General features: G+C 47.8%; 17 protein-coding genes and 1 tRNA gene. 4 read left to right on the plus strand and 14 right to left on the minus strand.

The genetic code is table 11. The features are described from left to right. Positions 1-7: 7 nt before the first annotated feature. The 7 genes from AM1_RS08545 to AM1_RS08575 form a co-directional block, all read right to left on the minus strand. The gene (locus AM1_RS08545; RefSeq protein ID WP_041659424.1) at positions 8-1225 is read right to left on the minus strand and encodes a cupin domain-containing protein; all 1218 of its coding nucleotides are present in this window, start codon (positions 1223-1225) and stop codon (positions 8-10) included. Continuing rightward, complete coding sequence (locus AM1_RS08550) at positions 1215-2120, minus strand: phosphoenolpyruvate carboxykinase (ATP) (RefSeq protein ID WP_012162437.1); 906 nt, start codon at positions 2118-2120, stop codon at positions 1215-1217. The genes AM1_RS08545 and AM1_RS08550 overlap by 11 nt, the downstream gene beginning before the upstream one ends. 129 nt (positions 2121-2249) lie before the next feature. Further along, positions 2250-3173 carry a hypothetical protein gene (locus AM1_RS08555; protein ID WP_012162438.1) on the minus strand — a complete coding sequence of 308 codons (924 nt, stop codon included), beginning with the start codon at positions 3171-3173 and terminating at the stop codon, positions 2250-2252. Positions 3174-3187: 14 nt separating this feature from the next. Further along, positions 3188-3796: a 2OG-Fe(II) oxygenase gene (locus AM1_RS08560; RefSeq protein ID WP_012162439.1), complete on the minus strand. Its 609-nt coding sequence runs from the start codon at positions 3794-3796 to the stop codon at positions 3188-3190. A 70-nt stretch (positions 3797-3866) separates the two neighbouring features. Further along, positions 3867-4325, minus strand: coding sequence for a lasso peptide biosynthesis B2 protein (locus tag AM1_RS08565; RefSeq protein WP_012162440.1), 459 nt, complete (start codon positions 4323-4325; stop codon positions 3867-3869). Continuing rightward, positions 4309-4614: a lasso peptide biosynthesis PqqD family chaperone gene (locus AM1_RS08570; RefSeq protein ID WP_012162441.1), complete on the minus strand. Its 306-nt coding sequence runs from the start codon at positions 4612-4614 to the stop codon at positions 4309-4311. Before AM1_RS08570 ends, AM1_RS08565 begins: the two co-directional genes overlap by 17 nt. A 188-nt stretch (positions 4615-4802) precedes the next feature. After that, entirely contained in the window at positions 4803-6005 is a 1203-nt protein-coding gene (locus AM1_RS08575) for a M20 metallopeptidase family protein (protein ID WP_041659428.1), read from the minus strand. 163 nt (positions 6006-6168) lie between these two features. Between AM1_RS08575 and AM1_RS08580 the strand changes: the two genes are divergently transcribed. Beyond that, on the plus strand, positions 6169-7071 hold the full coding sequence (locus AM1_RS08580; protein WP_012162443.1) for a hypothetical protein: 903 nt from the start codon (positions 6169-6171) through the stop codon (positions 7069-7071). Between the two features lie 277 nt (positions 7072-7348). Here AM1_RS08580 and AM1_RS08585 read toward each other — a convergent pair whose 3' ends face one another. From AM1_RS08585 to AM1_RS08600, 4 genes are all read right to left on the minus strand, one after another. Beyond that, the gene (locus AM1_RS08585) at positions 7349-8248 is read right to left on the minus strand and encodes an ADP-ribosylglycohydrolase family protein (protein ID WP_012162444.1); all 900 of its coding nucleotides are present in this window, start codon (positions 8246-8248) and stop codon (positions 7349-7351) included. A gap of 40 nt (positions 8249-8288) precedes the next feature. Continuing rightward, complete coding sequence (locus tag AM1_RS08590; RefSeq protein ID WP_012162445.1) at positions 8289-8549, minus strand: ParE family toxin-like protein; 261 nt, start codon at positions 8547-8549, stop codon at positions 8289-8291. Beyond that, positions 8546-8746, minus strand: a complete 201-nt coding sequence (locus AM1_RS44240) for a hypothetical protein (protein ID WP_012162446.1) — start codon at positions 8744-8746, stop codon at positions 8546-8548. The genes AM1_RS08590 and AM1_RS44240 overlap by 4 nt, the downstream gene beginning before the upstream one ends. A 173-nt stretch (positions 8747-8919) precedes the next feature. Then, positions 8920-10230: an IS701-like element ISAcma8 family transposase gene (locus tag AM1_RS08600; protein ID WP_012160919.1), complete on the minus strand. Its 1311-nt coding sequence runs from the start codon at positions 10228-10230 to the stop codon at positions 8920-8922. A 133-nt stretch (positions 10231-10363) separates the two neighbouring features. Here AM1_RS08600 and AM1_RS08605 point away from each other — a divergent pair. Both AM1_RS08605 and trmB read left to right on the plus strand, forming a co-directional pair. After that, positions 10364-10437: transfer RNA gene (locus AM1_RS08605), tRNA-Arg, on the plus strand. Positions 10438-10501: 64 nt separating this feature from the next. Further along, positions 10502-11146 carry a tRNA (guanosine(46)-N7)-methyltransferase TrmB gene (gene trmB, locus AM1_RS08610; RefSeq protein WP_012162447.1) on the plus strand — a complete coding sequence of 215 codons (645 nt, stop codon included), beginning with the start codon at positions 10502-10504 and terminating at the stop codon, positions 11144-11146. Here the strand turns inward: trmB and AM1_RS08615 are convergent. Both AM1_RS08615 and AM1_RS08620 read right to left on the minus strand, forming a co-directional pair. Beyond that, a complete protein-coding gene (locus AM1_RS08615) occupies positions 11139-12434 on the minus strand; it encodes a glucose-1-phosphate adenylyltransferase (RefSeq protein ID WP_012162448.1) in 1296 nt (431 codons plus the stop codon). The two genes, trmB and AM1_RS08615, sit on opposite strands and share 8 nt — an antisense overlap. Positions 12435-12522: 88 nt before the next feature. Then, entirely contained in the window at positions 12523-13923 is a 1401-nt protein-coding gene (locus AM1_RS08620; RefSeq protein ID WP_012162449.1) for a 1-acyl-sn-glycerol-3-phosphate acyltransferase, read from the minus strand. Positions 13924-14008: 85 nt separating this feature from the next. Between AM1_RS08620 and AM1_RS08625 the strand changes: the two genes are divergently transcribed. After that, positions 14009-14701 (plus strand): RibD family protein, encoded by a 693-nt coding sequence (locus tag AM1_RS08625; RefSeq protein WP_012162450.1) that lies wholly within the window; start codon positions 14009-14011, stop codon positions 14699-14701. Positions 14702-14749: 48 nt separating this feature from the next. On the opposite strand, the gene rpsF is transcribed toward AM1_RS08625, so the two are convergent. Next, a complete protein-coding gene (rpsF, locus tag AM1_RS08630) occupies positions 14750-15076 on the minus strand; it encodes a 30S ribosomal protein S6 (RefSeq protein ID WP_012162451.1) in 327 nt (108 codons plus the stop codon). Positions 15077-15141 lie beyond the last annotated feature (65 nt).

Here is a 15141-nt window from a genome sequence, read left to right on the forward strand (position 1 = left end):
GCAAATGTTAGGAAGTAGAAGTGGGTTCAATCGCTTTAATCATCAGAAATCCCTCTTGAATCAAGTTTTGAGCTAAGGACAATCGTCCAGCATCGTTAATCAAACCACCAATGTCTTTAACAGCTAGATAGGGATGGTCAATCAGATCAGTCAGGGAGGTCGCTAGGAAAATAGGAAAGGTTAGACTTTTTTGATAGAAGTTCAAAACGATTTGAGTGGAATCTCTATCAACGGAGAAGAGAATATTGGGTCTGCGAGCAACGACAGAGTTGAGATTGAGCTGTGGCAGGTAAATCAGATCTTGGAATCGACCTTGGTCTTCTGATTTGCGATCGCACAAAAATACCTTATGCTTCCGCTCTACCAGTTCTTCAGTCTTAACATTACTAATTAAGTACTGACTCAGGGTTTGAAACAACTCATAAAAAGCCTGCTGTTGCTCAGAACTGGAAAAACCGTGGGGAATCGCTTTCCGAAAGGCTGGGTCAGCCTGGGCGATGGTGACCAACTCCTCCAAGAGTTCATAGGCGAAGGTGGGATATAACCCTAGGGATGCATGCACAGAGGTGGTCTCCTGACTAGCCGCTTGATGGACTACCCCCCGAGGAATATAAAGCAAATCACCAGGCTGAAGCATTACCGTTAATTCCGGCTCCGCCAGTTTATGGCGGCCAATACTTTGATCGCGGATGTGAGAGGGGAGTTCAACAGGAGAATGGTAGAGTTTCCATTCCTTTTCCCCCGTGATTTGGAGAATAAACACATCATGTTCATCGTAATGAGGGGCTAAGCCCTGGGCCTGGGGGGGGGTGATATAGATATTGGTTCGTAGCTTAAACTTCAGCTCGCATTCTAGAGCACTGCAAAAATGTCTCAGCTTGGGAATTTTCTTATGAGCCCCATTGATAGTCAAGGTTAAGCCTTGATGCAACAGGCTATAGAGCTTGTCGTTATTAATAAAATACTGTTGGGATTTAGAGTGGCGATCACACCAGTCTTCCAGACTGAGCTTATTACCCTGATCCACTAGGCGAAAGTTATTGTAATCCGCCAACAACGCTTTGTTTTGCAGCAGAAGATCGATGTCCTCTGGCTGTAAAACTGACCCATAAAATGAGGCATCATTCCTTGGCAAATAGAGGGTTTTTGTTTCCCAATAGGTCTGGAAAAAATCCTCAATCGTGCAAGGAGAGATTAAACGGGCAAATTGAGACTCAACCTTCATGGGCCAGGATGTGATTTTCAACGAGGGTAGCAATGTCCGGTAGTAAGTCGAGGGAGGCTGGCCGTAAGAGACGCAAAAGTGGCACTTGTTGAGCCAGGAGCATCAGTTGCTTAAAATGGTTGGCTCCTCGCTCCTGCAATAAAGTTTGCTCAAAGCGGGTGACATAGGAGTTTTGCATCAAATGTTGAATAATCTCCTGGGGCGGTAACGGCTTAATGGCGACTTCCTCCCCCTGTCCCAGCACAAAAATATATCTCAAGGGCAGAATGTCAGACATAAAGCCAGAAGAGAGTTGATGATTGCGCTTTTCTAAGCGGGCCCCTAGTCGTGGTAAATCCTCGGGCTGCTTGCCAATACAGGTGACCGCATCGGGCCACAGCTTGATTTGTGGAAAGGCAGGCTGTACCTGAATTTGATGGCGTTGGACCTCTAGGGCTACCACATCATCCGCAATCAAGCTATGGCCACGATCATGCAAAGTCGCTGCCATCGTGGATTTGCCCCATCGCTTTTGACCAATAAAGGCCACCGCTTCTCCTTCCAACGCCACGGCACTGGCATGGAGGACCAAAAATCCGCGTTGATGCAGCACAACTCCCATGACCGCACCCAGAATAAAGAGTCGGAGACGATCCTCATCGAGATCAATCTCTAGATCAATCAGGACATCCTGGCCTTCCTGAATCAAAAACGTACCGACTCCTTGCCAATATAAATACATTCCTGAATCGTTATTTTGATAGCAATGCAGGGTGTCTCCCGTCTGCAAAGGACTATCGGTAATGGCATCAAAATGAATCCAGACATCCGCATCCGTTGCCAGGGTGGGAATCAGTTCTGGCAGTTTAATTTCAGACTGAAGGGTCAAGCCATAGGCTGAATAAAAGTGGGACATAGCAATTAGCGGCTATCCAGACTCAAAGAATAACGTTTTTAAGGGATTTTTGCCTTCAGCAGTTAGGGTGACATATGGGAGCAAAGTAGCAGATCATCAGCGGGACAAACCTGCAGATTGAAACCACCCTTACCGTTGGTCCCGAGGTAGTAATTTCTTGAGTTTGGATCTTAGTTTTTTGAGAAAGGGTTGAGTGGGTTGAGGCTCGTTTGCCGTAAACAGTTTATAAATTAATGCTTCGAACAGGGGATTTGGCGCCATAGAGTCCGGATGAATGATGGCATCTAAATTCAAATTAAAGGTTGGCAACTCATTTAAACCTTGGTTCCCTTGGGTATGACTGCCTTGAGTGCCAATATTGGAAATCAGATTGACCTTCGGCACAACGGTGAGACCGTCCTGAGCGAGACAAGAATAAAACCATGGAATATCCCAAACCTGTTGGTTCTGATAGGCCCAGTCAAATAATTGGGTCACCCAATCCGTGAGGGCCTGTTGCTCAAAAAATTGGGGTTGGGTTTGCTTGAACTGAGGCCACCCCGTCATCGTGAGGTCGTTGCCTTGCCACGCTCTGCGCCAAGAGGCCCATCCCCAAGACACAAAAAATTTAGAGAAGACATAGGTCTGGGGAATAGAAAGGGTATCTCGCAAAAAATTACTCCCCGAGATGGTCTTGACTTGGAATTGATGACGGTACTGAGCTAACATCCCTTGGCAAAACGGGAAAAAGCTGGGATGGGGAAGACAGTCATCTTCTAAAATGATCGCTTCTTCCACCTGAGAGAACACCCAGTCCAACCCCTGGACATTACAAGACCGTCCCCCCAGGTTCGATTCAGCAAAACGGGTGAACACCTCGCACTCCCAATCCACTTGATCAACAATCGCCCTTGCTTGCTGGCATAAATCATCATCCTCGGGCACATCAGCTCTCGGGCCATCCGCAACGATAAACAAGGTTGACGGTTTGACTTGGGCAATCGCTGCAAATACCTGATTCGAATATTGCGGACGATTGAAAATATGAAGGGCAACGGGAGTGGAAAAAGGCATGGGAGAAGCAAAATTCAGACAAACCAGCTGACAATGGTGAATCGTTCACCATGGGTGACGGGTTTAACTTCATGCCAGAGATCGGAACGGAAAGCGATCAGCTGGCCTTGTTCCGGTTCTAAGGGAAAGCCATAGTTTTGACCACGAGCATCATTGAGTAACCCATAGAGCGCTAAGGCTCCCCCCCCAAAGGTCTGAGGACTAGGCTCAGCGGACATGCCGTTGAGAAAAATAATTAAAGACACTAATCGATTTTTTTCAAACTTGGAGCCCGGTAGGCTCGGATCGATCACATCTCGATGCAGGCCAAAAAAGTCGCCCACTTGATAGCGGTAGCAGGAGGGAGGTTCAAGGGCATGGAGTTGAACCTCAAAATGAGTTTCTAATCGCGGTTTGATGGCAATTAAGCGCTCACGAATCCCCTTGATCGTGGTTGGGCTGATTTGCAACTGGCCTGTTTTCCGTCGACTATCGTCGGTCACAGCCTCCCCGTATCGGGTGAGACGAGCAGGCTCACAGGGGCAGGTCTGTGCTTCCGTGAGGTAGGACTCACAGAATTGTGGATCTAAGAAGCCAGGGTCTACAAATACCCCCAAGCGTTCAAAAAAAGCAGCGCTAGGCATTGCTCCGAACCTTTTATTCAGTGATAAAAAAATATTTAATATTCTAGGTCAAGTCCCCAGAGGATGGGACTTAGATCTTGGACTCAAACGATGGCATCGGCGTAAAGCGAGATAAGTCCTTCACAAAACCCATGATCACTTGCCCTTGTAGTTCAACCCAGGCATGGGCTTCAAGGGAATGATCCTCTGCTTTCGCGACCCCAATTTTTAGCTCGGGTTCATAGCCTCGTCGGCAAATTAAGACTTGCGTAACGAGGGCTCGGGCTAAACATTTCACGTGTCCTGGCATAAATCGGCTACTAGTGTTCACTGCCCAGATCACTTTTCCGACAGTTCTACGACTAATCTTTCTGAGGGTAGGGGTTTGATAGTAGGCAGGGGGGTTGTGAAAATTGGCCAGCCATTTCTGCAGGATTTTGAAAGGCAGCAACCACAATCCCAATCGAACCAAACCCAACAAAACGTAGGTTTTGATCAAGAGAGTGCGATCGCAACTTTGCAACCGCAAAAATTTAAGCAGTGGCGACATCTTTGATCTCAATCAAATCTGATTCAACCAGTTCATTCAGCAACCTGAGGACATCCTGTTCACACTGGTCCGACTCAACTTCGTACTGGTCCAGAATTTGGTCGCAGATGTCTTTAACCGATCGAGGTTGCTGAAGTAAATTCCAAATACTTGCACCCACTTCATTCAAACCGAAGTACATTCCTGTCTTCAGGTTGAGAATTACTGATTCCCCTGCTAAGTCAGATGAGACTTGCTCTGGGGTCGCAACAACCGTTGTATTCGTTGAAATAGTGGTAGTCAAACTCATAACCCTTTAAAACACTCAAATAATGCAGATTTCGTATAAGCTAGCACAGATATTTTATATTTATCCGTAGGAATTAAAACATTTAAAGATTTCCCTGAGCGGAATTGTAGCCCTGTTTTTCGCTAGGTAGCCTGGATCTATTTTAAGCGGCATTGATGATACCATTAGCCAGACTGTATTTCCGCGACTTACGGATTAGGATCACAGAATTTTTCAACGCAGCGCACAAAAATCTCCACACCCATAGCTAAGGCAGTCTCATCAAAATCGAACTGGGGATGGTGATGGGGATAGGCTAAGCCTCGATCGGCGTTGGCTGAGCCTAAAAAGAAGTAACAGCCTGGCACTTCTTGTAAAAAGAAGGACATGTCTTCTCCACCCATGGTTTGGCAATTGGGAACAACGCCTGTCGGTGTTTCAATAACTTCAGTACTGACGGAGCGAATCAAATCTGAGATCGCAGCATCGTTAATCACCGGTGGATACAGCCGCCAATAGTTGAGGTCGTAGGTGGCTCCCCAGCTTTGGCAAATCCCTGTGAGAATATCCTGCATCCGTGGCTCAATCAGATGGGCCAATTCCGGGTCAAAGTAGCGCACCGTGCCGCTCATAAAGCTGGAGTCGGCAATCACATTAGATGCCGTGCCCGCATGGAGTTGCCCGATGGTCACCACTGCGGAATTAAGGGGATTGACATGGCGAGCCACAATCGCTTGCAGGGCATTAACGATTTGAGCACTAATCACCACTGCATCAGTGGTTTGATGGGGCATAGCTCCATGGCCCCCCTTGCCCTGAATCTTGCATTCAAATAAATCCACGGCAGCCATCAGTGGACCCGATTTTATGCCCACCGTACCGAGGGGAAGGTTATTCCATAAGTGGAGGCCAATAATGGCGTCCACTTGTGGGTTTTGCAGAACCCCTGCTTCAATCATGGGCTTGGCCCCACCGGGAGACTCTTCCGCAGGCTGGAAAATGATCTTGACCGTACCGGCAAAGTCCTGGCGATGCTGAGATAAGTAGCGAGCGGTTCCTAGGGCAATGGCCGTATGCCCATCATGACCACAGGCATGCATCACTCCATCATGGCGTGACCGATAGGAAACCGTATTCTCTTCCTGAATGGGTAAGGCATCCATATCTGCCCGAATGGCTAACACTGGCCCCGGTTGCTCTCCAATGATGGTAGCCATAATGCCCGTTTCAGCAATGGCAGTTTGATGCTCAATGCCCCATTCTGTTAAGCGTTGGGCTACAAATTCAGCAGTGAGATGTTCTTTGAATCCAAGTTCTGGATATTGATGCAGATGCCGCCGCCAAGACACCAAGTCTAGGTGCTGGATATCTGGACGAATAGTGGTGGCAGCATGAGAAGGCGAAGAAACCATAATGCTCTTACTCAAGCAAGACAAGGATTGATTACCTTTTTAGAATACAATTCCCAGATTTTTCACAAACAGTCAGCAAAATGTTACGTAGCAGTCTGACAGAGAATCCTAGTTGGAAAACAATATCGATAGTCTCAGTCATCGACGAAGGACAGAATCACGTATGAGTCTAGAACGCAACAATTCCTTGAAAAATAGCGCAACGCTTCCAAAAGTACTTTTACACGTCGGTCGTCATAAGTCTGGTACGTCTGCCATACAAGCTTTTCTAGCGCTCAATGACGAGCTGCTTGCAGAAGAATATGGTGTACTTTATCCGCAAATCGGACGAGATCCAAAAGGCAACTACCATCACCCTCTATTTCGTCCTTTGGTTGAGAATATGGTGCCTTTGGATCAAGCTAAACTCCACAAGATTCAACAAGAAGCACAGGATCGAAATTGTCACACTATCTTGTTGTCTTCAGAAATGCTAAGTCGGATCAAATTATCGGAAGATCACCTGAAAGGCGTCCGAGATGCATTTCAAGGCCATGAAATACGCGTCATTCTGTACTTTCGCCAACAAGATTCTTTCTTGAGATCAACCTATGCCCATCGGATCAAGATTGGTTTTGTCGCAGCTCCGACAAAAATTCAAGATTTAGATCCAGCAATGGATTACTTTGAATTTGCGAACCGTTACGCATCCATTTTTGGTAAGCATGCTTTAACGATAAGAAGCTATGACGAAGATACAGCTAAAGGCTTATTTGAAAGCTTTCTGTCAATTATGGATATACCCTTATCGGACGCTTTTTCACGCCCAACCTCTCGTGTCAACCAGCGGTTACCGTGGCGTTATATTGAGTTGATTCGGCACGCAAATCGCTGGCCATGGACCCGCAAGCTGGCCATGCATCGGTATGTCCATCGCACTGCAATCAACCTTTTGCGTCAATTCCCCGACTTTATGGATAGCCCCGAACCCCTCTCGCCAGAACAAGGTCATCAGATTGTCATAAGCCAACAAACAAGTAATAACCAGCTCGCCCGTGAATTTCTGAATAGAGAGAGCCTATTTTAATCAGATACTGCATCACCCAACATAATGCCGTTTCTAAGGCTTTCCTGATATGCCCCAAACAAGCCAGCCTAGCCTTGAACTAGCTAAACCTCTAAGTCGGGCTCCATAGAAAGGCAATCTGCTTGAATTTACTTGCACGGATTCCTTGGCAACTCATTCCACACACTCTTCTACTGCTATGCATTGCAAAGATCAAGTTTGCAATGCATAGCAGCAAGGACTTGTGAGCAATCCTAATATTGCATCTTTGATTCTGTAATCCTGAAAAAGGTAACTTTTAGATTGCAGCATAGAGCTGATCTGCCAGGGTGACAATCTCTTCCTTCATGGTTAGCCTTTCTAGCCAATAGCGTGGAATACCTTGGACTCCGTAGAATGCACCTGCCAATTGACCACAGATTGCAGCCGTAGTATCCGCATCATCTCCAAGATTAGTGGCTTTCAGAACCGCCTGTTCAAAGGTCTCTGAGGTCCAGAAGCACCATAGAGCAGCCTCTAGACTTTTGACGACATAGCCTGAACCGCGAATCTCCGTGACTGTTTTATGTTTAAATTCTCCCTTAGCGATAGCTCGTATCGAAGGAGAAGTTAACCGGTCTAACTGATTTTTTTCAAGGATTTCAGTTTTATTAGCCCCCGATAAAGCGTGAAAAAGCATCTCGCCAAACAAGCGACTGGCCTCAACACATTCCGTCGCCCCGTGCGTGGTGCGCGAACTTTCGCCAGAAAAATACACGGTGCGATCGCGATCTGGGTGACAGAACATGGGAACCGGGGCTAACCGCATCAAGCAGCCATTTCCAGACGATTTGGGATGTGTAGAACCACTAAACGGGTTCCCCGTCTTCTTGTATTGGTTTAAAGCTTGTGTGACCGTATTGCCTATATCAAAACAGGTGCCCGTACTGCTGAGATAGCCATTCTCATACCAGTCACAATAGCGATTCATTTGATCCGCCGCATCAAACTGTCCCTTTTCAACCAGACTCGTGGCTAGACATAACGCCATAGAGGTATCGTCCGTCCATTGTCCCGGCTCTAGATAAAACGGACCACCGCCCACCATATCGGTGACAGGTGCAAAAGTCCCTCGGGGTTGAAACTCTACAGTGGTACCAACTGCATCGCCAACCGCCAGCCCTAGTAAACACCCCCTAAACCGATCAGATATATCCATATCTCACCCTCGTCACTCACAGCTGCTGATTCCCTAAACCTTACCCACCCCGTAACAGTTGGTCATATTCAGCATGCGTTCCAATCCAGAACCATAGGATATTCTGATCTTCTTCTATAGCCAAAGCACGGTAATGCAAGCCAATCCGAACGGACCAGAACGGTCCTACTTTTTTGAAATGCAGGGATGGATACCGAGAATCTTGTTTGAGCAGCTCATAACTCCGATCAGCTAAATTTTGAATTTCATCAGGTAGGCGTCGATAGTGATACCAGAAATCAGGGGTCGCACAATGTCTCACAGATCAGTGCAATTCCCGTCTTTAAGCTGCTGGCGTGCTCGCTCTGCTAGTTTATTAAGTCGGCCTGCAGCAACGTCTTCTTCAAATTGCTGATCCCATCTTTTCGCATCGAACTCTGCAAACCAGACCCGAAAGGCAGTGAGGTCGTCTGCAGATAATTGACTCACGGCAGTTTCAATTTCTTTAAGATTGCCCATAATGCTCAAAACAGCAGAATTCAGGTATATCCCTCCCATCATACCCTTCCTATAATTTAGCCATCCCAGCCCCTGAGGCCAAAAGCAGCCATGAGTGAGTGCAATGCAGTATTTCTCTCCCTGTCGCTGGGCCCAAGACATAGTGGCTGAACCTTTAACCCTCTTTTATCACTTTAGACAGAGAGAAAATCAGGATGCTTGAGCAATTTCCTCACCAGTGGACAGCAAAATGCCTCCATCTTTGATGTGAGTTGCTCAAACCCCTTTTTCAAAGCACGGCTGGGAAAGACTTCTAACCAGCGCTTTAGAAGATTCCAACTGATTAACGGTTGAATGATCAAGCGCACATTATTGAGCAGATTCTTCCACCCGTTTTGGTTATCCCACCAAGGATGCTGCGCAAAGTGTTGATGTGCCACTGGACAAGAGTCATTGAAGACATCAGCGAACAAACTCACCATCAAGAAAGCGCTCATCACTATCTCCCACCACTTTTCAATTTGTTCGTAGTGCGTCATGCGAAAATCAGCCCAACCCAAGGTATCTTTAGACTGTTTGAGACCATACTCAATCCAAGTTCTGAAGCCATAGCAATCCCCAATTTCATCCAGCTTGATCTCGGGTGCCGCTGCCATGACATAAGAGGTTGAGTTCTCTGGTAGCGTTTGGGGGTCCGTGGTTAATAGCCAATAGCGCTTCTGGTGGTGTCGCTGGCCATAAATGATCTCTTGCCTGTAACGAGTTTCAGTGGTGCCATTGCTGAAGGTTCGTTCAAATGACTGCCACGGTTCGGCAAAGACTGCTTGTTCTGCGGGTAACCACACCGCATGATTGCTACGAATCGCTAGGATATAGGGCAGCTTTAACTCCTCTAAGACATTCACAAAGTTTGTTTGAGCTTCCCCATACAAGCTGTCAGCCAGGACGAGCTCAAAGCAAAAGCCCATCCCTTGCAACTGTCGGATCATTCCAGCAGCAATTTGGGGTTTGCTGAGATACTCATCCTCCTCTTTAAGACGTTCTCGGGGTTTGTACACTTCAAAGGACAAAGGCAAAATCATCCCTTGAAACAGCCCGTAGGCAGTGACTGCGACGATGCCATTCTCTTTCTTGCCCACATTGCCGATATACTGCCGTTTCACATAGTCGGTACTCTTGCCTTTTTTGCAATCGCCCGTCTCATCGATCAATAGAATTAACCTGCGCCCATCCAGTATTTTCAAGATGATGTCCAATCTCTTGTCAGACAAATGTGACGCTACCCAAGGTGATTCACTCAGAAAATGATGCAGGCTTTGATGGTTCTCCAAGCCCACTGCTCTTGCAATGGCGGGCAATGATTTACGTTTGATATCACTAATCATCCCCAGATGGAGATGCTTGAAGGCTTCATAACTGCGGACTTGGGGAAATAACTCTGCAAATAGTTGGCAGTACTCATCAACAAAGCCAATGGTTGGTTCTGGACTTCTTGAAGCTGACATCACTCATTAGAAAAATAGAAACTGAGAATAGTCTATTTTTTATCTGTCTAAAGTGATAAAAGAGGGTTAAATCTGCAAACAACCTAATCTTGTTTCAGAGCTGGAGAATCTCTGCTAACATAAATACGCTTTAGGGCTTGTAGCTCAGTGGACTAGAGCACGTGGCTTCGGACCACGGTGTCGGGGGTTCGAATCCCTCCTGGCCCGTTTTTTAATTAACTCAAGTGTTATCGCTTGGGTGCATTGTCGTTTCTATCGTTGTCCTCACAGTATGGGTGTTCGAGTTCGTCAGCACGTTAACCCCCTGAGCAAAAAATTCCAACATGCGATCGCACCCCCGGATTGGCCTGAAATCTTCGCCCAACCAGAGCAGCCCCTTTACTTAGATATTGGCTGTGCCCGTGGGCAGTTTTTACTAGAGATGGCTCAACTGCACCCTTACCATAATTTCTTAGGCGTCGAAATTCGGCGGCCCATGGTTGAATCTGCCCTGAAGCGCCGTGATGCCTTACAGCTCACCAATCTCCATTTTCTGTTCGGCAACATCAATACGTCCCTCGATTCCCTGGTGGGTGCTCAATCGGTTACGGGTGTGACGATCCAATTTCCTGACCCTTGGTTTAAGCGTCGCCATCAAAAACGGCGCGTCGTCCAACCCCAGTTAGTGAATGAACTCGCCATTTGCCTTAAGCCAGAAGGGTTATTGCTGATCCAGTCGGATGTATTGGAGGTGGCGATTGATATGTGCGATCGCATCACCGAACATCCTGCCTTTACAGGCACAACGCCGCCCCACCATTGGCTCACAGAAAGCCCGTTTCCCGCTGCAACTGAGCGGGAAAAGTTGACCTTATCAGAAGGGTTGCCGGTGTACCGTTATTTATTTCAACGGCGAGTCGAGCCAAAGTCTAAATAATCGTGTTATCGGGAATCTCAGCATTTTTCAGCACCACAACAATACCGCTGCGGATGTAAAAGCCATGCTCTTCTTGGTTGGATTCCTCAACATTGTCTTTATTAACAATCTTGACGTTGCGGCCAATCCGGGCATTTTTATCAATAATGGCGCGACTAATCTTTGTATTCTCACCAATGCCGATGGGGATACTCGTATCGCCCATGCCTGAGGCCCGCTCCGCAAAGGGCTGATAATAGTCAGCCCCCATCACCAAAGCATTATCTAGGGTGCAGCCAGATTCAACCCGCGATCGCACGCCCAATACCGAGCGATTAATCTGGCAATTTTTGATAATGCAGCCTTCCGCAATCATCGATTCCGTCACATGGCAATCGAGCTGCTTGGTAGGAGGCAAGTAGCGAGAGCGGGTATAAATAGGCGATTTTTCGTCATAAAAACTAAAGGGAGGCTGAGGCTGGCGGGTTAACGCTAAGTTCGCTTCATAAAACGCTTCAATTGTCCCAATATCTTCCCAATAATCATTGAAAAGATAGGCTTGGACATTATAGTCCTTCGCTGAACTAGGGATAATCTCCTTACCGAAGTCGGTGGAATCTGGGGAATTCTTGAGCAGATCGATCAAGACATCTTTCTTAAAGACATAGATGCCCATCGAGGCAATAAACGGCTTCTCTTGGGCTTCTTCTGGAGTCAGTCCGAGGGTGGTGGTATCCACCTTCATCCGCTCCAGTTCTTCGCCTTGGGGCTTCTCACTAAAATCAACCACACGCCCCGACGACTCATCAATTTTCATCAAGCCAAACGCAGGGGCACGATAGGCATCAATGGGTAGTACAGACAGGGTAATATCTGCATTCGTACTCCGATGGCGCTCAATAAAGACGCTGTAATCCATGCGGTACAGATGATCCCCGGACAAAATCAGGATTTCATCCACATCTCGCTGTTCAGCGAACATCCACATATATTGGCGAACCGCATCTGCTGTGCCCTGGAACCAATTGGGATTTTCAGGGGTTTGTTGAGCAGCCAGCACCTCAGCAAAACCATCGCTAAAGCTGGAGAAATGATAGGTTTGGGAAATGTGGCGATTCAAAGACGCAGAGTTAAACTGCGTCATCACATAAATTTTGTTGATTTCCGAATTGATACAGTTACTCATCGGAATATCAATGAGGCGATACTTACCTGCTAAAGACACCGCAGGCTTTGCACGCTGCTTGGTAAGAGGATATAGGCGTGTACCAGCACCACCACCCAAAACAATTGCTAGAACTCTATTCATACTTTAAATGACACCTTCACTGCCTATCGCCTCCACACTCCAGTGTCGGACGGTCCGTTACAGTTGACAAGGGCAAATTAGTTAAGAGCTATGGTTCGATCGCGTTCAAATCTTCCAGGGCTGTCTGAATAGATTGAGTCAATTCATCCACGGCTTTCTTGGCTCCCTTGCGGTTGGCACTATAGGTGGGCCACAGGTCCGTCACTGATATGGGATCGCTAATGGTCAGCTTCAAGGATTGGGCACCGAGCTGTGGTGGTGAATGGGAATCGCCTCCCTGCATGAAGGTCATGATTTTCCACATAATCAGCACAATCTCGGCAAATCGATCCCCCGTCGGTTTCTCCAAAATATAGTTACCACTCACCATTGTGAGTCGCTCAACCATGCGCATATGTCCGATGCGGAGGCTTGCCTCTTGGGCTAACCAATCCGCCATGCCATGCTCCAAGGGGGTTAGCTGCTCCAAGTCTTGCCGATAGATGCGATCAAAACTCGCCTGTTCGAGACGTCGACAGCGATCCACGATCTCCCCTTTGGCCGTGATGCCGAAATAAGATTCAGCAGCCTGCAGGGCAATATCTAATTGTTGCTTGAGTTGAAAGGCCAGTTTGGCATTGCGATCAGGCGGATCATAGGGCAATGGGTCCACCACGGGCCGAGGCAGATGATAGTACTTGCTATAAAACCGATCCATTTCAGCCAACAAGCACTCACCCAAGCGCAGAACTCGACCATATAAAGCATCTTTTTCAGGATCCTCAAGTAGGCCGGAGGGTGTCACTTCGGCAGTCAACTCCATTTGAGCTTCTAGCTGCCCAAGTAAATCCTTGATCGCTTTCCAAGGCGGAGAAACATACCGATACCGAATCCGTAACGGCACAATATAAACCGATTCCGACCGGTTTGCTTTTAGTAGATCTTCGATACACCAAAAGCCCATTTGGGCGACCCCTGGCTCTAGCGGACTCACCAACTCATTATGTTCGTTGGTACCTCCTTCTGGAGCGATGGCAATGGGATAAGGACTATTGGCAAAGATGTCCCGGGCTGCTCGCAAGCCTACCCGATCGGCTTTCCCCCTCAGAATCGGCGTCCCTCCCAATCTCGGGAATAACCAAGACACAAATTCCCCTGCCCACAAAGGAATACCACGGTCATACATAAAGTGGCTGTAGGTGGGTCTTTTAAACCGAATACCCGATTTGCGCGCTTCCTTGGGGACGAGCCGCCACAGCATATAAGACATGGCAAAGGGATCTTTGGTACTCGGATGCCGGAAGGCCATCAAGAACCGAGTATTACCGGCTTGGAATTCCTGGTACAGCTTGACTAAAACCTCTAAGTTTTCGGCCTCGACAGACGTCACAGAGAGTTTCCAGGGCATCCAGACTGGTAACAAAAATCGGACAGTTTCGATCACCCAAGGCGTGAGACGTTGCGGAATAAATGCTAAAGGCGGTTGAGCTTTAGAAACGAACTTGGGCAAGGATAGCAGCTCCCTATTCAGGTTTAGTTGATCACGCTACCCTAAGAGAATAGCTTGTTTATATTGGACGACAAGACTGAACTGTATGGCCGAAACACCTCTCCAGAGACCCACAACAACCGTTGTTTTGGCGATGAGTGCAGACGGCAAAATTGCCGATGCCCAACATTCTCCCCCTGAGTTTGGGTCTGATGAAGATTATGCCCATTTAGAGCGACAAGTTGCGGCTGCTGATGGCATACTTTTTGGATCGGCCACCCTCAAAGCCGGGGAAACCGCTATGCGAGTGGTGACCCAAGATCTCATTAATGCCCGTTTAGAGCGAGGCCAGCCCGAGCAGCCTGCCCAAATTGTCTGTACGCGGTCGGGGGATTTAGACCCCAACCTCAAATTCTTCCAACAAGCCGTCCCCCATTGGCTAGTGACGACCCAGGCCGGTGGCCAATCCTGGCAAGGGACCTCCCATTTCGAGCAAATTTTCACCTATGGAACAGAAGCCCAATCCATTGATTGGGGGCAGACATTGGCGTCAATGCCTGCCTTAGGCATTCACAAAATAGCGGTGCTTGGGGGCGGCCAAATTGTGGCCGCCCTTTTAGCAGAAGATCTAATCGACGAACTTCACCTAACCGTTTGCCCCCTCTTGATTGGCGGAGCGTCCACTCCTACCCCTGTGGCGGGTCAAGGCTGGCTACAGCAGGATGCACCTGGGTTAGAGCTGCTTTCTGTTAAGCAAGTTGAGAACGAATTGTTTTTGCACTATCGTCGCCTTCGTTAGGAAGCGTCTTCTAGCACAATACTCGGGGTCAGGTTTTGCTAACCACGATTATTCTGAATCAGACTCGTCTTCGTCTGCGTTGGCGGCAGGACCTTCATGCTTAAGAGTCAGGTAGCGAATCACCTGTTCACTGATACGCATTTCACGTTCTAATTTTGCGATCGCATGACCCTGACCGTTGTAGTTCATCTGGATATAGACGCCTTCACGGAAATTCTGGATCTCGTATGCCAATCGACGCTTGCCACGGTGTTGAGTATCAATGTCCTCAACCCCTTGTTCTTTCAGCAGGTCTTGGTATTTATTAATCGCCTGATCCAACTGCTCTTCGCCTAAGTCTGGGCGCAGAATATACATGGTCTCGTAAGCAGTCATTCAATTTTCTCCTTATGGGCTTGAGGCTTCTTCAAGCTAGCTGGCAGTGCTCACAGGGAGCCACG

The organism is Acaryochloris marina MBIC11017, from assembly GCF_000018105.1.
Lineage (GTDB): Bacteria > Cyanobacteriota > Cyanobacteriia > Thermosynechococcales > Thermosynechococcaceae > Acaryochloris > Acaryochloris marina.